The following is a 24,824-nucleotide window of genomic DNA, read 5'->3' as shown; positions in this document are numbered from 1 at the left end:
ATGTAGAGGTCGAGTACAGGCATGGGTCAGACCACGGTGCGCGAGCCGGCCGGCCGGAACACCACGGGCCGCGGGGGGCCGAAGGGGGCGGCCGGACGGCTCAGGGCCCGCCTCGCACGGCCCCGGGCGCGGGTGGCGTGGCTGTCGGCGCTGGTGGCCGCGTGCGGCGTCCTGGCGCAATGGGTGATCGACCCGCCGCCGCTGTACTTCGACCCGTACTACGTGTGGCTCGGCGCCCGCGACTGGCCGGACATCCCCCTCGACCAGTGGCCGTTCAACGAGGTCCCGCACCAGGTCACCCGGCTCGGGCTGCTGCTGCCCGCCCGGCTCGCCCAGGAGCTGCTCGGCCCCGGCCAGGCGGCCTACTTCGCCGTCGCGGCGCTGGGCGGCGCCCTGTTCTTCGTGGGCTGCTACCTGGCCGTGCGGTCGCTGTTCGGCGACCTGGCCGGGGTGGCGGCGGCGCTGCTGCTGATCGTCCACCCGTTCTTCACCCTGACCAACCCCTACGGGGTCGAGGTCACCTGGTCGGCCGGGGTGATGCTCCCCGACATGCCCGGCGCGGGGCTGTTCGCGATCGGGATGGCCGCGCTGGTGACGGCGGGCCGGCGGACGGGCCGGGCCCAGACCCGGCTGCTGCTGGTGGCGGGCGTCTGCTTCGGCTCGGCGTACCTGGTCCGGGAGTTCCTGGCGTTCCTGTTCCTGGCCATCCCCGCGTACCTGGCCCTCCTGAGGATCCCGTGGCGGCGCAACGTCACCGTCGGCGCGCCGATGGCCGCGATCCTGGCCGCCAACCTCGTCCACAACGCCGTGGTCTGGGGCGACCCGCTGGCCGGGCTGATGTCCGCCGCGAGCCACGGCGGCCAGTCCCGCGACCACGTGACCCGGCTGCTGGCGCTCCGGTCGTTCGTCCGGGCGATGGGCGACTGGCACCCGCTGGGCCTGATCTTCGTCGGGGCCCTGGTGCTCACCGTCGCCGGCTGGGCCGTGACCCGCGACCGGCGCCTGGCGCTGGCGCTGGTGTGGTTCCTCACCCTCGGCGTGCCGCTGACGCTGCTCGCGGGCGTGATCGACCCGAACGACATCTCGCTGCGCGCCTGGCTGCTGCGGTACTGGTTCGCCGTCCTCCCGGCCCTGCTGGCGGGCGGCCTCGGCTCGCTGATCCTGCTCTCCAGGCGGATCCCCGAGGGGTTCGCGGCACGGTTCCGCCTCCGGACGGTGGCCGCCCCGGCCCTCGCCGCGATCCTCGCCGCGACCTACGCGGTGGCGGTCGTGCGCGCCGTCCCGGTGCTGCCGCGCGACACCGCCTGGAACGAGCTGCGGGTCCACCTGCGCGACCACGACCGCGACCTGCCGGTGCTGTGGGCGGACCGGCGCCTCGCGCAGACGCTGACCTTCTACACCCGTTCGATGTGGGGGGACCCCGTCTGGCACGGGCGGATCCGCGACTTCGACCACAGCTCCACCGCACTGCCGGTCGAGTCGTACGGCCAGCCGATGCTGTTCACCCGCTGGCGCGGCCAGGAGTCGCAGATCCTCGCCGGGTGGCGGCCGAGCCCGCAGGGCGGGTGGAAGCGGATGTGGCGCTCCTCGGACGGCGTCCTGGAGATCTGGGGCTCTGTTTACTAGTCCCGGCCTACGGCGCTCGCCTGGCAGCTCGCGCCTAACCGGGACTTGGCGAGCGCGGACGGCCGCTGGTCACCGCGTGCCGGGAGTCCGCCTGCGGCGGGCGGCGCCAGGCGACCCAGTCGCCCTCCGGCGTACGGCGGCTGTCGACTACCTTCCAGCCGGGCGGGGCGTCGCCCCAGGTGGCAGTGGCGGGCACGTCCTTCGGCCAGGCCAGGACCACCAGGTCCACGTTGGTGGGCGCCGGTGTCCAGCGGGCGTCGAAGAGGGTACCCCTGCTGTCCCAGGCCCAGTAGAACTGGGCGAGCCGGATCGTCCAGGGGACGTTCCAGTCGAGGGCGATCGAGCGCTGGGCGCCGAGGTCGGTCGTGCCGCGCAGGTCGGTGTGCGCGGTGAGCCCCCGCACCAGCGGGCGCGAGATCTGCGTCGTGGCCGTCGTCACGGCGGCCAGGTGCACCACGACCAGCAGCCCGGCGAGTACCGCCGGTCCGTGCCGTGGCAGCCGCGCGGCGACCAGCGCCAGCCCGAGCAGCACCAGCCCGGCGAGGGTCGCCTGCCAGAGGTGGAACTCCGTCCAGTTCCAGGTCAGGAACGCGGTCTCCGGGAAGTCGAAGCGGGTGTAGGTGTACCGGCTCAGCAGATCGCCCGCGTACCACTGGACGACGCTCGCGGTGAGCACGGCGAGCGCCACCGTCGCCGCCGCGGCCCACAGCACGGTACGGAGCGAGGCGCGCAGCAGCACGGCCGCGCCGACCGCGAACAGCACCGGTGTCAGGCACGCCAGGTAGCGGCCGTAGACGTAGTTGCCGATCCGGTACTCGACGGGCAGGGCGGCGGAGGTGGCGAACGCGATTCCCGCGATCGTCGCCAGCACCGCCAGCGCCAGCACCCGCAGCCGCGGGTCGGTGCCGCGCCGGACCGCCACCGCCGCCACGGTGACCAGCCCGATGCCGGCCAGGCCGCCGGTGGCCACGATCTGGTACCAGACCTGCCCGGTGCCCAGCGACAGCACCCAGCCGTACCCGTCCACCGACGTCAGGCGCCGCACCAGGTTGCCCTGGAGGTCGTTGTCGCCGCCCGGGTACAGCGCGGGCAGCAGGTGGCCGTTGAGCACGGAGCCCGCGCTCGCCACCAGGACCAGCGCCGCCGCGGCGATGCCGGTCGAGCGCAGGTCGCGCCAGCGGAACAGCACGGCCGCCGCCATGATCCCCAGCTGCACGATGACCAGGATCACCCCGCGGGTGTGCGAGGCGTACACGTACGCCACCACCGCGCCCGCGGCGGCGCCGTACAGCGTCACCCGGGCCCGCGGGGTGGCCGGTGCCGCGGTCAGCCAGGCGTGGGTCAGCAGCAGCCACCCGAACACCAGCACGGGCAGGATCGCGTCGGTGAGGACGAACTCGGCGTAGAAGACGACCGAGGGCAGCAGCGCGGTGACGTGGCCGACGGTGTACGACCAGGTGCGCGACAGGCCCATCCGGCGCAGCGCCAGGTAGGCCAGGGGCAGCAGGGCGGCGCTGATCAGCGCGTTGACGGCCAGGCAGATCCGGTAGATGGTCACCGGGTCGTCGGCGATCCAGAACGCCGGGAGCAGCAGCAGCGCGTAGCCGCCCCGGTAGACGGTGCCGTACGACATGTCGGCCTCGGGGCCGCCGGTCAGCACCCGCGCGGCGAACAGGTACCCCGCCTCGTCCGGGGTCGCCACCGGCACGGTCTGCCCGGACGCCATCCACAGCCGGACGGCGACCTGGACCGCCCAGCCGGCCAGCAGCAGGAGCCCCCAGTGCCGGAAACCCCTCCCCTCCCGGTCACGTCCGGGACGGGGGGTGCGGGCGGGAGGTCGGACGACGGAGACCGCCGCGGCCTGGGTGGTCATCAGGGGCCGAGCTCCGGGAGACCGGCGGGCATGGGCGAGAGATACATCAGCGAGTCAGCCTGTCACACTCCGGCGTGACCGTTCCGCCTACCCGGGGAAACGCTCAGCAAGTTGTCGGCTTGGGCGCCGGTGGGTGACGGCGTCGTTCCCTTCCGTGTGTCGAGGACGCGGGCACGCCCGCCCGGGGGGCCGGCCGCGACGGCGTGTTCGCCTACTCGGCCTGCCCGGCCCTGTCCTCACCGTCCGCGTCCGCTGCGGGCTTCCGCGCGCCGCCGTCCTTCTTGGCGGCGGGCTTGCGGGCACCGGTCTTGCCGGACGCGGTCCTGCCGGTCGTGGTCTTACCGGTCGTGGTCTTGCCCGGTGCCGACTTGGCCGACGCGGGCTTGCCCGACGCGGACTTCGCGGAACCGGACTTGCCGGTCTTAGTGGACCTTTCGGTCGTGGACTTACCTGCGCCCTTACCCGCGCTCTGTCCCGCGGACACCTCGGCGGGAACCTCGGTGGAGACCTCGGCGGTCGCGGCGGCGACCTCCACCACGGCCTCGGCGGCGGCCTCGGCGGCCTTGCGCTCGCTGGCGACCTTGTGGGCGGCGGCGTCGACCACGCCGGCCGCCTCCTCGGCCGCGTCGACGACCGGCGGGTGCTGGCGGCGGCGGATGCTCAGGATGCTCGCGAACAGCGAGGCGAAGATCGCCTGCAAGCTCATCACCAGGGCGGTCGCGGCCGGGACGACCAGCCGCAGCGAGTGCCGCGGGTCCAGCTCGCCGAAGTTGTTGATCCGCCAGTGCAGGAGCGAGGCGATCATGCCGGCCAGACCGGCCACGGCGAGCAGCCCGCCGAGCACCAGTCCGCGTTCCAGGCTCCACCAGCCGATGATCTTCTGTACTCTCCGGTCATGAGGCAGGAAGCCCTCCTGCATCGCGTAGACCTTGGTGAGCAGAGCGAACAGCACCGACTGGAAGCCGATCACCATCGCCGCTCCCGCGCCGACCAGCGTGTCGACGTCGAAGGCGACCTCCCCGACCCGTACCGGACCGAAGGACAGCGCGATCCCCGCGATCAGGCCGAGCGTCATGAAGACCAGGCCCGGGATCAGGAACAGCCAGCGCGGGCTGTAGAGGAGGAGGAACCGCAGATGACGCCAGCCGTCCCGCCAGGTGTTGAGGTGCGGCGCGCGCGTCCGCCCGTCCGGCGAGAGGGTGGTCGGGACCTCGCGGATGTCGTACTTGGCGAGTGTGGCCTTGACCACCATCTCGCTGGCGAACTCCATGCCCCCGGTCTGGAGGCCGAGCCGCATGATCGACTCCTTGTTGAAGGCACGGAGCCCGCAGTGGAAGTCACCGATCTTGCTGCCGAAGAACAGCCGGCCGACGAAGCTCAGCACCGGGTTGCCCAGGTAGCGGTGCAGCGGCGGCATGGCGCCGGGCGCGATCCCGCCCTTGAACCGGTTGCCCATGACCAGGTCGGCGCCGTCGCGCAGCTCGTCCAGGAACGGCCCGAGGGTGGTGAAGTCGTAGGAGTCGTCGGCGTCGCCCATGGCGACGTAGCGCCCGCGGGCCGAGCGGATGCCGCCCATCAGCGCGTTGCCGTAACCCTTGTCGACCACGGGCACGACACGCGCGCCCGCGTTCCGGGCGAGCTGCTGGCTGCCGTCGGTGCTGCCGTTGTCGGCGATGACGACCTCGCCGTCGATGCCGTTGTCCTCGAAAAAGCCGATGGTCTTGCGGACGCAGGTCTCGACCGTTTCGGCCTCGTTCAGACACGGCATCACTACGGAGAGTTCCACGCGATCTCCTTCGTTACCCCTGGTGACCGTCTGCGGTATTTTCCACTAATCTCGTATGTTCCGCCGGGCGGCCGGCCGTTGTTCATGATGCCTGCCCGGAGCGAGCGATGCGCACCTCTCTCATGAAGAGCGTCCGTATCGTGTTGCGTACTTGCAACCTGAAGACCCGCTCTGTCACGGCCATAGGCGGCAGGCTAGAAGGACAAGCATACGGGCACCGCGGCCCGGAAAGGTTGGGTCGGTTTTGACGCGCGCCGGAGATCGCAGTGCCACCGAGCGGGGGAACGGAACGCACAGGGCCGTCCGGCGCCGGGCTGATCAGCATGGGACCGATCAGCACGGAACCGGGCGACGCAAAGGGGGTGCCGCCGTGACGAAGGTACGACGGCGCGGTGCGACCCGGAGCGAGGGCGTGCCGGAGATCACCCCCGGAACCGGTGCGAACGCCGACTTGAAATCAGACATCGCGGTTGAAACACCCGAGAGTGGCCGCGTCGGCAAGGGTTCGGTCAAGAAAGCCGCAAGCCGCCTGCGCACCGCTTTGAGCAGCGCTTTGAGCACCCGTGCCACCGCCGCGCGTGTCGCGGCCCGGGAATTCGCCGCCGATCCCGGCGGGCACCTGCGGGACGGGGCCGCGCGCCTGTGGGCGCCGGTGCGCCATCACCCGGTGTTCGCTGTGATCCTCGCCATAGCCGCGCTGCTGCGCGGTATCGCGATGATCGGCTACCAGCCGGCGATGTACTTCAACGACAGCTTCGACTACCTGCACGTCGCCATGAAGCCGTACCCGCACCCGCTGCGGCCCGACGGCTACTCCTTCCTGCTTCTCATCCTGAAGCCGTTCCACAGCTTCGCCCTGGTCATCGGCCTGCAGCACCTGATGGGCCTGGCCATGGGCGTCATGGTGTACGCGCTGCTGCGCAAGCGGTTCCGGCTGCCCGGCTGGGCCGCCGCGCTCGCCACCGTCCCGTTCCTGCTGGACGCCTACCAGATCCAGCTGGAGCATCTGATCCTGTCGGACACGATGTTCACCTTCCTGGTGGTCTGCGCGGTCACCGTGCTGCTCTGGCACGACCGCCCCACCTGGAAGGTCGCCGCCTCGCTCGGCCTGATCATCGGGATGGCCTGGCTGACCCGCTCGGTCGGCCTGCCGGTGCTCATCGGGGTCCTGACCTTCATGCTGATCCGGCGCACCGGCTGGCGGACGCTGGCGGTCACGCTGGCCGCCTGCGCGCTGCCGGTGGTGGCCTACGCGGGCTGGTACAAGGCGGAGAACGACAAGTTCGCGATCACCGAGAGCAACGGGATCTTCCTGTACGCCCGGGTCTACAAGTTCGCCGACTGCCACAAGATCAACCCGCCGGTCGAGCAGATCCCGCTGTGCACCGAGCCGGAGAACCGGCTGCCCAACTCGCAGGACGGCATCTGGAACGCGGCCTCCCCGCTCAACCGCTACACCGGCAAGCGCTTCAGCCCCGAGCAGAACGAGGTCGCCAACGCCTACTCGCAGCGCGCGATCCTCTCCCAGCCGCTCGACTACCTGCGCGTGGTCGCCCACGACTTCCTGCGGGTTTTCCGGTGGGAGCGCACGGTCTTCCCGGACAAGGCGACCTACCAGCAGTACGAGTTCGGCAAGACCTCCAGCGCCCTGCCCAACTGGCGGATGGACAGCGACAACACCGCCGCCGACGAGGCCGTGGCCTACGAGAGGGGCCGGGCCCGCACGCAGGTGGTCGAGCCGTTCGCCGGGCTGATGCGCACCTATCAGGACCACTTCTACCTGCGCGGCACGATGGTGGGCGTGCTGCTGCTGCTCGGCCTGGGCGGCATGGCGGTGATGTGGCGCCGGATCGGCGGCCTGGCGTTCCTGCCGTGGACGCTGGGGACCGGGCTGCTGCTCGCCCCCGCCGCGACCGCCGAGTTCGACTACCGGTACGTCCTGCCCGCCGTGCCGCTGGCCTGCCTGGCCGCGGGCATCGCCTTCGCCCCGGAGGTGCGGGGCAAGGTGACCGGCGCGTTCCGGCGCCGCCGGCCGGCCGTGGAGGCCGCCGGGCCCGAGCCCGCGGCCGAACGGGTCGAGGAGAAGGTCCCCGCGCCGGCCGCCGGGTAGGCCCTGTCGCAAAGTCCCGGCCCACGGCGCTCGCGCGGTGGCAGAGGTCACTTCGAGACACGCCCTGGCTCCGCCCCGGTGTGTCCGGGGGCGGGGCGGCTCAGCGGCGGGCGGCCACGACGGCGTCGTACACCACCCGCTTGGGCAGGCCGTTCTCCTTGGCCACCTCCGCGATGGCCTGCTTGCGCGGAGTGCCGGCGGACTCGCGCCCGGCGACCGCGGACGCCAGGTCGGCGGGATCGGACAGGCCCGCGGGCTCCGGCGCGCCGCCGACCACGATCGTGATCTCGCCGCGCACGCCCTCCGCGGCCCAGCCGGCCAGCTCGCCCAGCGGGCCGCGGCGGATCTCCTCGTAGGTCTTGGTCAGCTCCCGGCAGACCGCCGCGGGCCGGTCCGCCCCGAACTCCGCGGCCATCGCCTCCAGCGTGGCCGCCAGCCGGTGCGGCGCCTCGAAGAACACCATGGTGCGGGGCTCGCCGGCCAGCGCCGCCAGCCGCCGGGACCGCTCCCCCGGCTTGCGCGGCGGGAAGCCCTCGAAGCAGAACCGGTCGGTGGGCAGCCCGGACACCACCAGCGCGGTGGTGACCGCCGACGGCCCGGGCAGCGCGGTGACCGGCACGCCCTCGGCCGCCGCCGCGCTGACCAGCCGGTAGCCGGGATCCGACACGCCCGGCAGCCCGGCGTCGGTGATGACCAGCACGTCCCGGCCGGCCAGCAGCTCGCCCAGCAGCTCGGCCGCCCGCGCCCGCTCGTTCTGGTCGAAGTACGACACCACCCGGGCGCTGATCGCGACGTCCAGGTCGGCCGCCAGCCGGCGCAGCCGCCGGGTGTCCTCGGCCGCGATGATCTCCGCGCCGGCCAGCGCGGCGCGCAGCCGCGCGGACGCGTCCTCCGGCCGCCCGATCGGCGCCGCCGCCAGCAGGAGCCGCCCCGTCGTCCGTTCCGCCGCCGCGTCGCCCGTTCCGTTGCCCGTCACCCGTCCATTCTCGCCGCTCTCCGCCCCCGCGCGGCCCGCGCGGCGGAGGACCGGCGGGGGCCGCGGGTGCGGTGCCGGTTCGCGATCGGCCCGGTACGGAGGGCAGGCGCCCGTACGATGGCGGGATGGCGATGACGGATTTCGCGCCGGCACGGGCCGCCGGAGAACGGACGCAGCCTCCCTCCCTGCGCGAGCGGCTCGCCCCGCCCGTCCCGGGCGGGGCGCTGCTGAGCTGGCTGGGCCCGCTGCTGGTGACGCTCTTCGCCGGATTCCTGCGGTTCGACCGGCTGGACAAGCCCAAGGCGGTGGTCTTCGACGAGACCTACTACGCCAAGGACGCGCTGGCGCTGCTGAAGTTCGGGTGGGAGCACAACACCGTCAAGGACGCCGACAAGCTCCTGATCGCCGATCCGAACGCGAACATCTGGGCGTCCGGGGCCTCGTTCATCGCCCATCCGCCGGGCGGCAAGTGGATGATCGCGATCGGCGAGTGGCTGTTCGGGGCCACCCCGTTCGGCTGGCGGTTCACGGCGGCGCTGTGCGGCACGCTGTCGGTGCTGATCCTGTGCCGGGTCGCCCGCCGGATGACCGGCTCGACCCTGCTCGGCTGCGCCGCCGGGCTGCTCCTGGCGCTGGACGGGCTGCACTTCGTGACCAGCCGGGCCGCGCTGCTGGACATCTTCGTGATGTTCTGGGTGCTGGCCGGGTTCGCCTGCCTGGTGGCCGACCGGGACCGTTCCCGGCGCCGGCTCGCGGAGAGGATCGAGGCGGGCTCCGGCGCGGCGTTCGGGCCGTTCCTGGCGCACGGCTGGCGCCTGCTCGCCGGTGTCTGCCTGGGCATGGCCTGCGCGACCAAGTGGACCGGGATCTTCTACGTGGCCGCCTTCGGGATCATGGTGGTCTTCTGGGACTACGGGGCGCGCCGGGCCGCCGGCGTGCGGGAGCCGCTCCCCGGGGCGCTGCTGCTGGACGCGATCCCGGCGTTCGGGCAGCTGGTCGTGGTGGGCGCGATCACCTACCTCGCCACCTGGTGGGGCTGGATCTTCAAGCCGGGCGGCTGGGGACGCGGCGAGGTCGCCGGGTTCCCGCTCGCGCGGCCGTTCGAGGCCCTGCCCGACCTGTGGAAGTACCACGCCGAGATCTTCAATTTCCATACCGGCCTGGACTCCAAGCACCCCTACCAGTCGTGGCCGTGGGACTGGCCCGTCCTGCGCCGCCCGGTGGCGTTCTTCTACACCGAGCCCAAGGGCGCCTGCGAGGCCGAGAAGTGCTCCCGCGAGATCCTCGGGATCGGCACCCCGGTCCTGTGGTGGGGCGCGATGGCCGCCCTGCTCGTCATCATCGGCATCTGGCTGGTGCGGCGCGACTGGCGGGCGGGCGCGATCCTGCTGGGCTACCTGGCGGGCTGGGTCAGCTGGTTCCCCTCGGCGCTCTCCGGCCGGACGATGTTCCTGTTCTACGCGACGCCGATGCTGCCGTTCATGGTGCTGGCGGTCGTGCTGGCCCTCGGCTATCTCATCGGCCCCGCCGCGAGCGCGCCGGAACCGGCGTCCCGCGGCCTGGGCCTGGACCCGTCTTCGGGGAGGCCGGCCCTGCCGTTCGGCGCCACCGCGGTCTTCCAGGGCAGGAACGGCCCGGTCCCGGGCCGGCGGATACTGGGGGCCGCCGTGGCGGGCGCCTTCGTGCTGCTGGTGCTGGCGAACTTCGCCTACTTCTACCCGATCCTGGCTGCCAAGATCATTCCGTACGACGCCTGGGACGCCAGGATCTGGCTCCGCACCTGGATCTGACGCCGGGGACGGCGCGGACGGCGCGGACGGCGCGGCCCGCCGCTCGACGGGCCGCGCCTCACCTCCCGGTCCGGATCAGCTCCGCCCGAGCATCCCGCGCATCGTGGCGATCTCGGTCTGCTGGGTCCGGACGATCGCCGCGGCCATCGCCTTGGCGTCCGGGTGAGCGCCCTTGGACTGTTCCTCGCGGGCCATGACGACCGCGCCCTCGTGGTGCTCGATCATCATGGTGAGGAACATGCGGTCCAGGGCCGCGCCCGTGGCCTTGCCCAGGTCGGCCATCTGCTTCCCGGTCATCATCCCGGGCATGCCGCCGCCGGAGCCGCCGTGGTCCATGCCGCCGTGGTCCATGCCGCCGTGGCCGCCCTCGCCCGCTCCGCCGTCCTCCGGCGGGACGGTGGCGCCCCACTGCCGGAGCCAGCCGGTCATCGTGCTGATCTCGGGGGCCTGCGCCCGTTCGATCTGCCCGGCGAGCCGCTTGACCTCCGGGTCGCCGGACCTGGCCGCGACCACCTTGGACATCTCCACCGCCTGCCGGTGGTGGGGGATCATCATCTGGGCGAACTTCACGTCCTGGGCGTTGTGGCGAGCCGCCGGGGTGCTCGACGCGGCGCCGGCGGGCGGGGACGCGTGCCCGGAGCCCCCGGACGTCCCCTCGTCACCGCCGCCGCACGCGGCCGTCCCGACCAGCGCGACCGCGCCCGCCACCAGGATCAGCTTCCTCATCGTCTCTCCTTGTCATGAACGTGTGCGGGCATGCCGGAGGAACCGGTGCCGCGTGAGCACCGGCTCCGGGGCCTGTCACAGCCTCAGGACGGAGAGCCGATAGATGCTGGGAGGGCGGGCCCGCGGCCGTCCCGGGGACGGCCGGGGCACCGGCCTGGTCGGCAGGATCGCGAGAAGTGGCCCGCTCAGCCGCCCCCTGACCAGGAGGAGGACGAACGCGACCAGCAACGCGAAGCAGACCGCTCCGGCGCCGCAGCCGGCCTCGTGCGCGCCCCCGTGACCGAGCCCGGCCCGCTGCTCGTCGTGCGATCCGGGAGAGCCGTGCGTTCCGGGAGAGCCGTGCACGGCCTGCATGGTCTGGACGGTCTGCGCCGTCTGCGCGGCCTGGACGGTCTGCGTGAACGGCCCGGACGCCTCGGACGACTCGGACGGCTTCGAGGGCTCGGCGTGCCCTTGGGCGGCCGGCTGGAGGACGGACCTCGCGTGGGACTGGGCGGGGAACGAGGAGACGACCGGGGCGGAGACGTGAACGGGCGAGGGCGTGGCCGAGATCCCGTGCATCATGAACATGCCCGCGAGGAGGCCCAGGCCGAGCAGCAGCGGCCACAGGCCGCGCGCCGCTCCCCGCATGCTCATGGTGTCAGATCGTAGTGGCCCGTGACGGCCCCCACTGCCCCCACGGCCCCCACGGCCGTCAGGGCAGCGGCGCCGGCGAGGTCGTCCGGGCGGCGCGGCCCGAGGCGCCGTCCCCGCGGAGGGGACGGATCCCCAGGAGACAGGTCAGGAAGGCGAGCAGGCCCCCGGCCCCGGCGGCGGCGAACGCCCCGGAGACTCCCGCGAGGTCCTGGCCGATCCCGGCGGCGGCCGAGCCGATGGCGCCTCCCACGCCGAACGCGGCGACCACCCACGCGAACGCCTCGGTCACCGTCCCCTTGGGGACCAGCCGGTCCACGAGGGTGAAGCTGCACGCCAGCATGGGGGCGAGGAAGATCCCGCTGGCGAAGGCCAGCACCGTCATGACCGGCAGGCCGGGGGCCAAGGCGAGGGGCAGGTAACCGGCGGCGAGCGCGGCCATCAGCACCAGGAACCGCCGGTGGTCGCTCCCCGGCCAGGACCGCGCGCCGTAGAACAGCCCGCCGGCGAGGGCGCCGGCCGACATCGCGGCGAGGAGCAGCCCGGAGGCCAGGTCGTCCCCGGCGCGTTCGGCGTAGGCCACGGCCGCGACCGAGTACACGCCCAGCGCGATGCCCGCGCAGGTGAGCGCGAGCAGCAGCACGCGGATGCCGGCGGGGCGCAGCGGCCCCGCCCAGTCGGAGGTGCGCGGCTCGCTCCGCCACGTGCGGGAGGGGACGGAGGTGGTGATGACGAGGGTCCCGGCGACCCCGAGCCCGCCGGTGAGCAGGAGCGCGGTCTCGGTGTTGACGGCCGCGGCGGCGACGACGAGCAGCGGGCCGGCGGTGAACAGGACCTCCTGCGCGGCGGCGTCCAGCGCGTACGCGGCCCTGACCTGCGCGGGCCCGGGCAGCACCAGCGTCCACAGCGCGCGCAGCCCGGCCTCCAGCGGCGGGGTGGCGAAACCGGCGAGGATCACCGCGCCGACCGTCACCGGCAGCGGGTCGGCCCCGGTCAGGGCCAGCAGGGCGAACCCGGCGGCCGACAGCCAGGCGGCCGGCAGCAGCACGCGCGGCTGGCCGAACCGGTCCATGGCCCGCCCGAGGATCGGCTGGCCGGCGGCCATGGACAGCCCGAAGGCGGCGGCGAGCGCCCCCGCGAGCGTGTAGCCGCCGCCCTCCGCGCGGACGTGCAGGACGACCGCGAGCATGCCCATGCCGTTGGGCAGGCGTCCCAGCAGCGTCCCGCCGAGCAGCCGGGCGGCGTAGGTCACCCGCAGGAAGTCCAGATAGGCGCGCACATCCCGCTCCGAGAGTCGTCATACGTAAAACTGCTGACGTCATACGTACCACCTTCGGCTGCGTCCGCTCTACCCTGTTGGAGGATCCGGACCGTCGCGCGCAAGGTCCGGACAGGCCCGGAACGGGGCCGCCAAGGCCCGAGGAGGCACGGTGAGCGAGCCCAGGGAAGCCGCGCCGCCCGCCGCGCCGCCCGCGGCACGGCCCGCCGGGCGGCCCACCAGCAGAGACGTGGCCCAGGCCGCGGGCGTCTCCCAGTCCACGGTCTCCCTCGTCCTCGGCGGGAAGTGGGCCGGGCGGGTCTCGCCCGCCACCGCGCGGACCGTACGCGAGGCCGCGGAGAGCCTCGGCTACCGCCCCAACTCCGCCGCCCGCAACCTGCGCCTCGGCACCACCCGCACGGTCCTGCTCGTCGTACCGACGCTCACCTCGTCCTTCTTCGGCGCCGTCTACATCGGCGCCGCCCGGGTCGCCGCGCGCCACGGGTTCGGTGTGGTGGTCTACCCGCCCGACGACGCGGGCCCCGCGGGGAGCCCGTTCGCGGCGCCGCGGGAGGCGATCGACGGGATCATCGCCTCGTCCATGACGAAGGAGGCGGTGAGCGGCTTCGGTCCCGCCCCGGTGGTGATGCTCGACAGCGGCCCGGCCGCGGGCACCGCCCCCACCGTCGACTTCGCCGTGGAGGACGGCATGCGGGCGGTCGCCGCCCATCTGGCCGGGCTGGGGCACCGGCGCTTCGGCCATGTCGCGGCGGCGGTGGACGAGTGGACGTTCCGTGCCCGCGGGGCGGCCCTCGCCGCCGCCGTCGCGGCGCTGCCCGGCGGCGGGCTGGTCCGGGCCGCCGCCGCGATCGACGTGCACGCGGCGAAGGAGGCGGCCGGTGAGCTGCTCGACCTGCCCGCCCGGCCCACCGCGCTGGTCTGCGACGACGACACGCTGGCCGCCGGCGCGTACAAGGCGGCGCGGGCGCGCGGACTGGAGGTCCCCGGCGACCTGTCGGTCACCGGGTTCGACGACATGCCGTTGGCGATGGCGCTGGAGCCGGAGCTGACGACCGTGCGGCTGCCCGCGCAGGAACTCGGCGTCCAGGGCATGAGCGCGCTGCTGGAGCTGATGGAGGGAGGCCGTCCCGCCTCCCGCGCGCTGCCGGGCGAGCTGGTCGTGCGGGCCTCGACCGCTCCCCCGGCGGGCCCGCCGTGAACGGCCGGGTCCGCCCCGCGCGCCGGGGTATAGGGCTGCCATGACGGACCCACCCTCCCGGAACCCCGGCGGCACCCCGTCCGGCACCCCGTCCGGCACCCCGTCCGGCGGCACCCCGGACGGCGGCCCCCCGGACGGCGGCCCCTTCGGCGCGGGCACGCCCCTCACCCGCGTGTGGCGGAACGGCCGGCTCGCCGGGGAGGGCTTCCCGGTCGCCGAGATGAGCGAGCGGCTGAGCGACCCCGCGGCCGTGGTCTGGGTCGACCTGATCACCCCGGACGGCCCCGGGCTGCGCCTGGTCGCCGAGGAGCTGGGGCTGGACCCGGTGGCGGTGGAGGACGCGATCTCCTCCCAGGAGCGCGCCAAGCTCGACCGCTACCACGGCTACCTCTTCCTCAACGTCTACTCCCCCGAGATCACCGGCGGCGAGCTGGTCCTGCACGAGGTGTCGGCGTTCGTCACCGACCGGGCGCTGGTGACGGTCCGGCAGGACGCCGGGTTCGACGCCGGGGCCCTGGTCCGGCGCTGGGACGAGGGCCCGGACGTCCCGGACGGGGCGGACGGCCCGGCCGCGGGCGGCGCCGCGCTGCTGCTCCACGGCCTGCTCGACCTGGTCGTCGACCGGCAGCTCGACGCCGTGCAGACGCTCGACGACGAGGCCGACCGGCTGGAGGAGCTGATCTTCGACGAGACGTTCCCGGTCCGGGAGATCCAGCGGCGCAGCTTCCTGCTGCGCAAGAACCTGGTGGCGCTGCGCCGGGTGGCGCTGCCGATGCGCGAGATCGTCGACACGCTGCTGCGCCGGCCGTCGCGGATCGTCCCCGACCCGCTGATCCCCTACTTCCAGGACGTCTACGACCACGCGCTGCGGGTCGGCGAGTGGACCGACGGGCTGCGCGACCTGGTCGCCAACCTGCTCGACTCGCGGATCGCGCTGCAGGGCAACCGGCTCAACGAGGTGATGAAGAAGGTCACCAGCTGGGCGGCGATCATCGCGGTGCCGACCGCGGTCACCGGCTTCTACGGCCAGAACGTGCCGTACCCGGGGTTCGGGCACGCCTCCGGGTTCGCGGCCAGCACGGTCATCGTGGTCGCGTGCAGCGTCGGGCTCTACATCACGTTCAAGATCAAGGACTGGCTGTGAACCCGTCCGGTCCCAGGTCCGGCGGGCCGTCCAGGAGCCGTCGCGCCTCCTCGGCCTCGACGGCGCCGAGGCCGGTGAACAGCTCCAGCGCCTCCCTCCGGAGGCGGCGGGCGCCCTCCGGGTCGCCGAGCGCCTCCCGGATCCGGCCGAGCACCACCAGGGCCCGGCCCCGGCGGCGGTCGTCGCCGATCTCGCACCCGATGGCCAGCGACTTCCCGGCCGCCGTGAGGGCCTCGCGCGGATGCCCGCGCAGCAGCCGGGTCTCGGCGATCCGCAGCAGGATGGAGGACTCGCGCGCCCGCAGCCCCTGGGACCAGCAGATCGCCAGGCCGTCGTCGAACCGCGCCATCGCCTCCTCGAACCGCCCGGTCTCGCGGAGCGCGATGCCGAGCGTGCAGAGGGCGTAGGCCTCACCGGCGCCGTGCCCGGCGAGCCGGGCCAGGTCGCGGCTCCGCTCCGCGGCCGGGACGGCCCTGGCCGCCTCCCCCGCCTCCACGTAGGCGTACGCCAGGTCACCGGTACGCTCGGCCTCGCCCGCCCGGTCGCCGAACTCGCGGCTCAGCGTGATCGCCCGCTCGGTGTGCGCGATGGCCGACCGGAGGTCGCGCTCGTGGAAGGCGAGATGGGCGAGCAGGTCGAGGGCCACGGCGAGCAGCGGGCGGTCGCCGGTCTCCCGGCAGAGCCCCGCGGCCCGTTCCGCGTGCGTACGGGCCTCGTCCGGCCGGCCGGTGTGGGTGAGGATCCGCCCCAGCACGTACCGCGCCCGCGCCTCGGACCGCGGGTCGCCGCGCCGCACCGCCTCGTCCAGGACGGCGCGTGCGGCCGGGCGGGCCTCGTCCCAGCGGTACCCGTCGTCCAGGAGCGGGTCCAGGGCGATCAGGAGGTCGGCCGCCTCACCGAGCGCGCCCCCGTTCCCGCTGGCCTCCCCGCCCGCGTCCCCGCCGGCCTCCCTGTCCGCGTCGCCGCCGGCTTCGAGGCGGGCCGCCTGGCGGATGACGGCCAGGGAGCCGGGCAGCTCACGGTAGGTCCACTCGCGCGCCTCGCCCGCGCTGGAGAACTCCAGGCCGCCCGCCTCGCCGGGGCCGGCCACCGGCACGGGCGCGCCCGGCCTGACCACCCGCAGCACCTCCAGCTGGGCGCCCAGCGCGAACCGCAGGAGCCGGCGCAGGGCGTCCGCGCGCTCGCCCCGCTCGCCGGGCGGCTCGGGGACCTGGCGGGCGAACAGCCGCAGCAGCTCGTGGTAGCGGTAGCGCTCGGGCGACGGCGAGTCGAGCAGGCCGAGGTCGACCAGCGACTCCAGGACGTGCCCGGCCTCGGCGCGGGAGGTGCCGAGGAGCGCGGCGGCGGCGGGCGGCGACAGGTCCCCGATCTCGGGCACGGCCAGCAGCCGGAACGCCCGCGCCGTCCCCGCCTCCAGCCGGTCGTAGCCCGGCTGGAACGCGGTCTCGACGGCGAGGCCGCCGATCCTCAGCTCGGCCAGCCGCCGGCCGCCGTCGGCGAGCCGCGCGGCCAGCGCGCGGACCGGCCAGCCGGGACGGGCCGCCAGCCGGGTGGCGGCGATCCGTACGGCCAGCGGGAGGAAGCCGCACAGCGCGACCACGTCCACCACGGCCCGCCGCTCGGCGGCGGCCCGGGGGCCCGCGATCGCGGCGAAGAGGTCGATCGCCTCCACCGGGTCGAGCACGTCCAGGTCGATCCGGCGGGCGCCGGGCGGGCCGGCGGGCCGGGCCCGCGAGGTCACCAGGACCGCGCACCCGGCCGTCCCGGGCAGGAGCGGGCGGATCTGCGCGGCGTCGCGGGCGTCGTCGAGGAGCAGCAGGACGCGCCGGTCGGCGAGCAGGGTCCGGAACAGGGCGGCCCGCTCGTCCTCCCCCTCGGGGACGGAGGGGCCGGGCACGCCGAGCGCCCGCAGGAACTCCCCGAGCGCCGCGGCCGGCGGCAGCGGGCGCTCACCCGTGCCCAGCAGGTCGATGGCGAGCTGGCCGTCGGGGTAGGCGGCCCGGACGGCGTGCGCGACGTGGACGGCCAGGGCGGTCTTGCCCACGCCGGCGGCCCCGGAGACGGTGACGACCACGGGCGCGGTGCCGTCCCGGCGGGTCAGCCATCCGGTCATCCGGTCGACCAAGGGCGCGCGCCCGGTGAAGTCGGCGAGGCCGGCGGGCAGCGAGGCGGGCCGTTCCCGTTCCGTCGCGGTGCCGCTCGCCCCGGACACCGGCGGGTGGGCGGGGACGGGCGCGGCGAGGGACGGGTCGTTCCGGAGGATCCGTTCCTGCAGGTCGCGCAGCCCGGTCCCCAGGTCGGCGCCCAGTTCCCCGGCCAGCGTACGGCGCGCCGCGGCGTAGACCTCCAGCGCCTCCGCCTGGCGCCCGCACCGGTACAGCGCGAGCATGAGGAGCCCGCGCAGGGGCTCGCGCAGCGGGTGTTCGGCGCATAGCACGGTCAGCTCGGCGACGACGTCGGCGTGCCGGCCCAGTTCGAGGTCGGTCTCCAGGCGGGCCTGCAGGACGGCCAGCCGCCGCTCGGCCAGCCGGTCCCGGTGCGCCCGCGCGTACGGGCCGGGCAGCCCGGGCAGCGGCGCCCCTTCCCACAGGTCGAGGGCCTGGACGAGCAGCTCGCGGGCACGGGCCGGGTCGCCGGCGGCGCGGGCCCGGCCGGCCTCGGCCGCGCGCGCCTCGAAGACCTCGGCGTCGAGCATGCCCGGTGCCGTGCGGAGCGCGTACCCGTTCCCGGCCGGGACCAGGACCTCGGGTCGGGCCCGGTCGGTCTCCAGGACGCGGCGGAGGCGGGAGGCGTAGGTGCGCACCGTGCCGACGGCGCGGGCGGGTGGGAGATCGCCCCACAGGGCGTCCACCAGAGCCTCGACCGGCATCGCCCGGCCGCGGCCGAGCAAGAGCACGGCGAGCAGGGCGCGCTGCTGGGGGCCGCCCAGGCTCAGCTCCGCGGGCCCCCGCCAGGCGCGCACGGGCCCGAGCACGGCGAAGCGCGGCGCGGGGGCGGGAGCATCCACAGCACCACAGTGTTCCATTCCGGTCCGACACTTCCGAGGTGAGCGAAACCCGGAGGTCACCCCACAGCCGTTTATGTCGCCTCGTATCGTGATCCGCAATGGAAACGCCCCAGGTGCCGCTCTCCTTCGCCGTCCTCGGCCCGCCGCGCGGACGGCGCGGCGCGGACGAGCTGCCCCTGGGCTCACCCCAGCAACGCGCGGTCCTGGCCGCGCTGCTCCTCGGGGAGGGGCGGCCGGTCACCGCGCCGGAACTCGTCCGCGCGGTCTGGGGCGGCGCGCCGCCCAAGCGCGCGGTCGGCACGCTGCGCACCTACGTGTCCCGGCTGCGCCGCCTGCTGGAGCCCGGCCGGGACGGCGCGTACCGGGTCCTGGTGTCGGTCGGGGACGGCTACGCCCTGCGCCTCCCGCCGGGCGCGCTCGACGCCGCCGCCTTCGAGGCCGGCGCCGCGGCGGCCGGGGAGGCGCGCTCGCTGGGCCGTCCGGCGGAGGCGCTCGGCCTGCTGCGCGAGGCGCTGGGCCGGTGGTACGGCGAGCCCCTGGCGGGCGTGCCCGGCCCGTACGCGCGGGCGCAGCGGGACCGGCTGGCCGAGCGCCGGCTGGCCGTCCTCGAATCCCGGCTGGAGCTGGAACTGGAGCTGGGGGCGGACGCCGCGCTGATCCCCGAGCTGACCGCGCTGGTCGCCGAGCACCCCTTGCGGGAGCGCCCGCGCGGCCTGCTGATGCTGGCCCTGCACCGGGCCGGGCGGCACGCCGAGTCCAGGGCCGTGTACGACGAGGCCCGCCGCGTCCTGGCCGAGGAGCTGGGCCTCGATCCCGGCCGCCCGCTGACCGGCCTGCACCGGCGCCTGCTGACCGAGGCCGCCGGAACGGCGGCGGCAGCGGGAACAGCGGCGGGAGCGGGAACGGCGGCGGGAGCGGGAACGGCGGGAACCGCCGAGGCCGAGGCCCCCGGGAGCACCGAGACCGCAGCGGCCGGTGCCGCCCCGCAGCCCGCGGCCCCGCAGCCCGCGGCCCCGCAGGCCGCGGCCCGGCCGCCCGCGCAGCTGCCGGGCGACGTGCCCGACTTCACCGGCCGCGAACGGCTCGTCGAGGAGGTGCGGGCGGAGCTGCTGGCCGAGCCGCGGCGGGCGGTGCCGATGGTGGCGGTGTCGGGGGCCGCGGGCGTGGGCAAGACGGCGCTGGCCCTGCACGTGGCCCATCGCGTCCGGGCCGCGTTCCCCGGTGGGCAGCTGTACGCCGACCTGCGCGGCGCGGGCGCCGATCCGGCCGATCCGCACGCCGTCCTGGGCGCGTTCCTCCTGGCGCTCGGGGTGGACCGCGACGCGATCCCGGCCGGGCCGGGCGAGCGCGCCGCCCTCTACCGGACCCGGCTGGACGGGCGCCGGGTCCTGGTCATGCTGGACGACGCCCGCGACGCGCGGCAGGTCGCGCCGCTGCTGCCCGGCTCGCCGTCCTGCGCCGTCCTGATCACCAGCCGGTCCGCGCCGGGCGGTCCGGGCTCCGCGCGGCCGGTGGGGCTGGAGGTGATGGAGCCGGACGAGGCGCTGGCGCTGGCCGGCCGGATCGCCGGCGCGGAACGGCTCGCGGCCGAGCCCGCCGCCGCCCGCGAGCTGCTGGCCGCCTGCGGGCATCTGCCGCTGGCGGTGCGGATCGCGGCCGCCCGGCTCGCCGCGCGCCCGTCCTGGACGGTGGCGTCCCTGGTGGAACGGCTGGCCGGCCGGCGCGACCGGCTGGCCGAGCTGCGGGTCGCCGACCTGGCCGTGGAGGCGGTGTTCCGGCTCGGCTACGACCGGCTCGATCCCGCGCTCGGGCGGGCGTTCCGGCTGCTGGCCCTGGCGGAGGGCCCGGCGTTCTCGCGCGAGGCCGCGGCGGCGGTGCTGGGAACGTCCGTCCACGAGGCCGAGGACCTGTGCGAAGCGCTGGTGGACGCCAGCCTCCTGCGATCACCGGATCCCGGCCGCTACCGCTACCACGAGCTGCTCAAGATCTACGCGCGGCAGTGCGCCGAGCGCGACGAGGCGCCGGCGGAGCGCACCGCCGCGCTGCGCCGGCTGCTGCACTTCTACCTGGCGACCGCCCGCGCCGCGCACCTGCTGGTCAGTCCCGGGGACGGCCGGGTGCGCGGCCCGCTGCCGCCGGACGCGGTGCCGGGGCCGGCGTTCGGCTCGGCGGACGCGGCCCGCGACTGGCTGTTCGCGGAGGCCCCGGCCCTGTTCGCGGCGATCACGCAGGCGGCCCGCGCCCCCGCGGAGGACGGGCGGGAGGGCGGGCCGGGCTCGCCACTGCCCGCTGCCGCCGACCTCCTGCTGATGACCGACGTCCTGGTGGGCTCGGGCGTCCACGCGCGGGAGGGCGAGCAGGCCGCCCACGCCGTGATCGACGCGGCCTGGGAGCGCCGCGACCCGCGCAGCGAGGGCCGTGCCCACCTGCGCCTGGGGTGGATCTACTACAACGCCGACCGGGTGGAGGACAGCGCCGCGGTGTGCCGGGTGGCGCTGCGCCGGGCGCGGGAGGCCGGCGACGCCTGGGTGGTCGCCGTCGCGCTCGGGCTGGCCGGCGCGTGCGCGTTCATGATGGGCCGGCACGAGGAGGCGCTGCGCCGCTACCTCGAATCGCTGGACGGTTTCCGCAGGATCGGCGACCCCTCCGGGGAGGGGTACGTCCTGGGCGGCCTGTCCCGCGCCCTGCTCGCAATGGGCCGGGCCGAGGAGTCGATCGTCGCGGCCGAGCACGGCCTGGCGCTGCACCGCGACGCGGGCGGTGCCCAGCGCACCGGGTACGGCCTCTACCATCTCGGCGTGGTCCTGCGCGGCACCGGGCGGCCGGAGGAGGCGACGGCGCGGCAGCGGGAGGCCGTGAAGACGTTCCGGGCCCGCCGCGACCGCCTCGGTGAGGGGCTGGCGCTGTTCCGCCTCGCCGAGGCGCAGCTGCGGCTGGACCGGCCGGAGGAGGCGGAGCGGAACGCCCGCCGGGCCCTGGAGATCCTGCGCGGGACCGGCCATGCCTGGGGCCAGGGGCAGGCCCTGCGCGTACTGGCGGGCGCGCTGGACGGCCTGGGCCGTACCGGCGAGGCCGACGCCTGCCGCCGCCGCGCCCTGCGGCACTTCGACCGCCGCCGGGGCCCGGAGGCCGACGAGGTGCGGGCCCACCTCGGCACGGCGGTCGAATCCCCCCGCTGAACCCGCCGCACCCTGCGCGACCAGCCTTGATAGCGTTTCGCATATCTAAATCGGCGCAATATCCGTATTGGACTTGCCCGGACCTCTTCTGGTCTGCTCTCTCCATCCCCCGCCCCCGGCCGCCCCCTCGCGCAAGGTCCTGATGACGCCGTCCCCCTCCCTCGTCTCCGCCGGCTCCCCGCCGCCCGCCGCCCGGACGTCCGGCGACGGCCAGGTGATCACGCTGATGGTCGTGATCCAGGCCGCCATCGCCCTCGGCTTCTTCGCCGTGATGGCGCACGTGGTCGCGCATCTCCGGGACGGCCTGGGCCTGACGGCCGGAACGATCGGCCTGGTGCTCGGCCTGCGGGTCGGCGTCCAGTACGCGCTGCTGCTGCCGGTCGGCGCGCTCACCGACCTGCTCGGCGCCGCCCGGGCGGGCGTGGTCGCCTGCGCGCTGCGCGCGGCCGGGTTCGCCCTGCTCGGGACGGCGAAGGGCCTGCCGGAACTGGTCGCGGCGGCGGTCCTGCTGGGCGCGGGCGGCGCGCTGTTCCATCCTGCCGCGCAGAGCGTGCTGGCCGGGCTGTCACCGGAACGGCGGGCGCGCGGGTTCGCCGCGTACATCGCCACCCAGCACGCGGCGGCGGTGGCCGGGCCGCCCCTGGGCCTGGCGCTGCTGGCGCTCGGGGCCGGCGTCATGGGCTCGCCGGACGGGTTCGGGCTGCTGGCCGGCGCGGCGGCCACCGCGTGGACGCTCTCCGCGGGGCTCTTCCTGCTGCTCAGGCGGCACCTGCCGCGCCGTGACCGGGGCGCGGGCGGCCGGGCCCCGGACGCCATGGCCGCGTTCCGGGGCGTGCGGGCGGTGGCCGGAGACCGCACGTTCCTGCTGTTCGTCCTGGCCACGGCCCCCACCACGCTGCTCGTCGACCAGGCGATGACGGTGGTGCCGCTGAAGGGCTTCTCGCCGGAGGCGGCGACGCTGTTCTTCTGCGTGCTCGCAGCGTCGGCGGCGGCCGCGCAACCCTGGGTCGCCTCGCGGCGGCGAGGCGAACGCCCCTGGGTGCTGCGCTGCGGGCTGCTGCTCGGGGGCGCGTCGTACCTGGTGCTCGTCCCCCTCGACGGCGCCGACCCCGGCCCCGGCTGGATGCTCGCGGCCGTGCTCGGCGGCCTGGCGAGCGGCCTGGTCCAGCCTGCGCTCTTCCAGCGGGTGGCCCGGCACGCCACGCCCGAACGGTTCGGGACGCACTTCGGCGTGCTGTCCTTCCTGCACGGGACGTTCGCGTTCGCCGGCGGGCTCGTGGTGGGGCGGCTCTTCGACCTCGGCGCGCCGGGCGCGACCCTCGCGCTGGCCGGCCTGGCCGCGCTCGGCGCGGCGGCGGCCCTCCTGCCGGGGCGCCGGGCCGCCCTCCGGACGGCGGACCGCCGATGACGATCCGGCTATCGATGTCCGCCCTATATGCAGATTGGTATGATTCGCGGTCGTGAACCTGGTGGGGCACCTGAGGTGTTTCGTGGTCGTGGCGGAGGAACTGCACTTCGGCCACGCCGCCGAGCGCCTCGGCATGGCCCAGCCCCCGCTCAGCCAGCGGATCCAGCGGTTGGAGAAGGAACTGGGCGTACGGTTGTTCGACCGGTCGAGCCGGAGGGTGACGCTCACCGCCCCCGGCCGCCTGCTGCTGGCGGAGGCCCGCGAGTTCATCGCCCGCGCCGACCGGATCTACGCGCTGGCCGAACGCGCCCGGGAGGGCGGCGCGGGCACCCTGCGCGCGGGGCTGCCGTCCGGCCTCGGCGGAGCCGTGGTCGCCGCGATCATCGCCGCGTTCCGGGACCGGCGCCCCGACCTGCGGCTCGACCTGCGCGAGCTGCCCACCGACGAGCAGGCCCGCGCGCTCGCCGACGGCACCCTGGACGTGGGGGTCCTGAGGCACCCCTGCGACACCCGCGATCTCGCGCTCGGCCCCATGCTCGGCCAGCCCGTCGGCGTCCTCCTGCCCCGGCCCGACCCCGCGCCCGCCCCCGTGACCGGGGACGATCGCGCGCCCGGCGGCGTATCCGGCGACCATCCCGCGCCCGGCGACCATCCCGCGCCCGGCGACGGTCCCGCGCCCGGCGGCGATCCCATACCCATCGACGATCCCGTGCCGGACGGCGCGGGACTCGGCGGGGGCGCGCCGGTGCACCTCGCCGACCTGGCCGACCGGGAGCTGGTGATCTTCCCCCGGGAGCAGGCCCCCGGCTCGTACGACGAGCTGCTGGTCACCTGCCGCCGGCACGGGTACGACCCGCCCGCCGTGCACCAGACCGCCGACCCGCAGTTCGCCCTCGGCCTGGTGCTCGCCGGCACCGCCGTCGCGCTGACGCCCCGTACCGCGGACACGGCCGGGGTGGTGTGGCGCCCGCTCGCCGGCGGCCCGCTGGTCTGGCGCACGTCCTGCGCCTGGCGGCGGGCGGGCGAGCCGGACCGCGCCGTCGCCGAGTTCACCGCCGCCGCGACCGCCGTCCTGCGGCGCGAGGCGGGCATGGCTCCGCTCGACCGCGCCCCGGCTCGCCGGGTCGTACCGCGCCCCGCCTCGGGATTCCTGGCATGAGCGACCCGAGGGCCAGGATCGAGGCGGTCTTCCGCAAGGCGGGCGTCACCGGCTACCTGCACGCCGCCGACCTGGACAGCGGGCGGGAGATCGGCCTTCGCGGGGACGAGCCGGTGGTGCTGGCCTCGGTCTTCAAGGTGCCGCTGCTGGTGGCGTTCCATCGCCAGGCCGCGGCCGGGCTGCTGGACCCCACGGAGGCGGTCACGCTGCCCCCGGAGGGGCGCACCGAGGGCCCCACGGGCCTGTCGGCGCTCCTGGACGAGGTCCGGATGTCCCTGCGCGACCTGGCCTTCCTCATGATCACCGTGAGCGACAACGCCGCCGCCGACGTGCTGTTCGCCCGGGTCGGCATGGACGCGATCAACGCGACGATCGAGGCGATGGGCCTGCGCCGGACCCACATCGTCGCCAACGGCCGGGCGCTGCACGACACCCTTCTCCGGGACGCCGGCGTCACCGGTCTCGGGGAGGTGTGGTCACGGCTCGACGAGCCCGGCGTCCTCCCGTCCCTGCGCGTGCTCGACCCCGCCCACACCAACCGGAGCACGCCCCGCGAGATGGTCCGGCTCCTCTCCCTCATCTGGCGGGACGAGGCGGCGCCCCCGGCCGAATGCGAGAAGATGCGGCGGCTGTTCGGCCTCCAGGTGTGGCCGCACCGCCTGTCCTCCGGGTTCCCCTACGACGACGTCCGGGTGAGCGGCAAGACCGGCACGCTGCCCACTCTCCGCAACGAGGTCGGCGTGGTCGAGTATCCCGACGGGGGGCGGTACGCGATCGCCGTGTTCACCCGTTCCCTCCTGCCCATGGCGGTGCATCCGGAGGCGGACGCCGCCATCGGCGTCACGGCCCGCCTGGCGGTGGAGGCCCTCCGCGAGGACGCGTGAGCCACGTGAGCCGCGTGCGCCGCGTGCGCCGTGACGCCGGAGCGCG

16 protein-coding genes are annotated in these 24,824 nt (G+C 75.3%); 9 read left to right on the top strand and 7 right to left on the bottom strand.

Annotation, left to right across the window (positions count from 1 at the left end; translation table 11 throughout):
• Window positions 1-21 precede the first annotated feature (21 nt).
• The gene (locus tag IW256_RS05925; protein ID WP_197009993.1) at window positions 22-1,626 is read left to right on the top strand and encodes a glycosyltransferase family 39 protein; all 1,605 of its coding nucleotides are present in this window, start codon (window positions 22-24) and stop codon (window positions 1,624-1,626) included.
• A gap of 34 nt (window positions 1,627-1,660) precedes the next feature.
• Here IW256_RS05925 and IW256_RS05920 read toward each other — a convergent pair whose 3' ends face one another.
• Entirely contained in the window at window positions 1,661-3,499 is a 1,839-nt protein-coding gene (locus tag IW256_RS05920) for a hypothetical protein (RefSeq protein ID WP_197009992.1), read from the bottom strand.
• A gap of 211 nt (window positions 3,500-3,710) precedes the next feature.
• Window positions 3,711-5,285, bottom strand: a complete 1,575-nt coding sequence (locus IW256_RS05915) for a glycosyltransferase family 2 protein (protein ID WP_307828749.1) — start codon at window positions 5,283-5,285, stop codon at window positions 3,711-3,713.
• 553 nt (window positions 5,286-5,838) lie between these two features.
• Here IW256_RS05915 and IW256_RS05910 point away from each other — a divergent pair.
• On the top strand, window positions 5,839-7,395 hold the full coding sequence (locus tag IW256_RS05910) for a phospholipid carrier-dependent glycosyltransferase (RefSeq protein WP_231403672.1): 1,557 nt from the start codon (window positions 5,839-5,841) through the stop codon (window positions 7,393-7,395).
• 100 nt (window positions 7,396-7,495) lie between these two features.
• On the opposite strand, the gene rsmI is transcribed toward IW256_RS05910, so the two are convergent.
• Window positions 7,496-8,371, bottom strand: a complete 876-nt coding sequence (gene rsmI / locus IW256_RS05905) for a 16S rRNA (cytidine(1402)-2'-O)-methyltransferase (RefSeq protein ID WP_307828748.1) — start codon at window positions 8,369-8,371, stop codon at window positions 7,496-7,498.
• 125 nt (window positions 8,372-8,496) lie between these two features.
• Here rsmI and IW256_RS05900 point away from each other — a divergent pair, with 125 nt between their 5' ends.
• Window positions 8,497-10,161, top strand: a complete 1,665-nt coding sequence (locus tag IW256_RS05900) for a dolichyl-phosphate-mannose--protein mannosyltransferase (RefSeq protein WP_197009991.1) — start codon at window positions 8,497-8,499, stop codon at window positions 10,159-10,161.
• Between the two features lie 75 nt (window positions 10,162-10,236).
• Here the strand turns inward: IW256_RS05900 and IW256_RS05895 are convergent, their stop codons facing one another.
• The 3 genes from IW256_RS05895 to IW256_RS05885 all read right to left on the bottom strand — a co-directional run bounded on the left by IW256_RS05895 (window position 10,237) and on the right by IW256_RS05885 (window position 12,799).
• Entirely contained in the window at window positions 10,237-10,887 is a 651-nt protein-coding gene (locus IW256_RS05895) for a DUF305 domain-containing protein (RefSeq protein WP_197009990.1), read from the bottom strand.
• Window positions 10,888-10,962: 75 nt separating this feature from the next.
• Entirely contained in the window at window positions 10,963-11,523 is a 561-nt protein-coding gene (locus IW256_RS05890) for a hypothetical protein (RefSeq protein WP_197009989.1), read from the bottom strand.
• 58 nt (window positions 11,524-11,581) lie between these two features.
• Window positions 11,582-12,799 (bottom strand): MFS transporter, encoded by a 1,218-nt coding sequence (locus IW256_RS05885; protein WP_197009988.1) that lies wholly within the window; start codon window positions 12,797-12,799, stop codon window positions 11,582-11,584.
• Window positions 12,800-12,950: 151 nt separating this feature from the next.
• Here IW256_RS05885 and IW256_RS05880 point away from each other — a divergent pair, with 151 nt between their 5' ends.
• Both IW256_RS05880 and IW256_RS05875 read left to right on the top strand, forming a co-directional pair.
• A complete protein-coding gene (locus IW256_RS05880) occupies window positions 12,951-13,997 on the top strand; it encodes a LacI family DNA-binding transcriptional regulator (RefSeq protein ID WP_197009987.1) in 1,047 nt (348 codons plus the stop codon).
• Window positions 13,998-14,037: 40 nt separating this feature from the next.
• Window positions 14,038-15,141 carry a magnesium transporter CorA family protein gene (locus tag IW256_RS05875; protein WP_197009986.1) on the top strand — a complete coding sequence of 368 codons (1,104 nt, stop codon included), beginning with the start codon at window positions 14,038-14,040 and terminating at the stop codon, window positions 15,139-15,141.
• On the opposite strand, the gene IW256_RS05870 is transcribed toward IW256_RS05875, so the two are convergent.
• A complete protein-coding gene (locus IW256_RS05870; protein WP_197009985.1) occupies window positions 15,125-18,148 on the bottom strand; it encodes an AfsR/SARP family transcriptional regulator in 3,024 nt (1,007 codons plus the stop codon). The two genes, IW256_RS05875 and IW256_RS05870, sit on opposite strands and share 17 nt — an antisense overlap.
• Before the next feature lie 98 nt (window positions 18,149-18,246).
• On the opposite strand from IW256_RS05870, the gene IW256_RS05865 reads away from it, so the two are divergent.
• The 4 genes from IW256_RS05865 to IW256_RS05850 all read left to right on the top strand — a co-directional run bounded on the left by IW256_RS05865 (window position 18,247) and on the right by IW256_RS05850 (window position 24,778).
• Window positions 18,247-21,327, top strand: coding sequence for an AfsR/SARP family transcriptional regulator (locus tag IW256_RS05865; RefSeq protein ID WP_197009984.1), 3,081 nt, complete (start codon window positions 18,247-18,249; stop codon window positions 21,325-21,327).
• A 142-nt stretch (window positions 21,328-21,469) separates the two neighbouring features.
• A complete protein-coding gene (locus IW256_RS05860; RefSeq protein ID WP_197009983.1) occupies window positions 21,470-22,735 on the top strand; it encodes an MFS transporter in 1,266 nt (421 codons plus the stop codon).
• 52 nt (window positions 22,736-22,787) lie between these two features.
• Window positions 22,788-23,894, top strand: a complete 1,107-nt coding sequence (locus IW256_RS40880) for a LysR family transcriptional regulator (RefSeq protein WP_307828747.1) — start codon at window positions 22,788-22,790, stop codon at window positions 23,892-23,894.
• Window positions 23,891-24,778: a serine hydrolase gene (locus tag IW256_RS05850; protein WP_197009982.1), complete on the top strand. Its 888-nt coding sequence runs from the start codon at window positions 23,891-23,893 to the stop codon at window positions 24,776-24,778. The genes IW256_RS40880 and IW256_RS05850 overlap by 4 nt, the downstream gene beginning before the upstream one ends.
• The last annotated feature ends 46 nt before the right edge of the window (window positions 24,779-24,824 follow it).

The organism is Actinomadura viridis, from assembly GCF_015751755.1.
Lineage (GTDB): Bacteria > Actinomycetota > Actinomycetes > Streptosporangiales > Streptosporangiaceae > Spirillospora > Spirillospora viridis.
The sequence above is the reverse complement of the archived record's forward strand: the minus strand, read 5'-3'. Positions and strand labels throughout refer to the sequence as shown.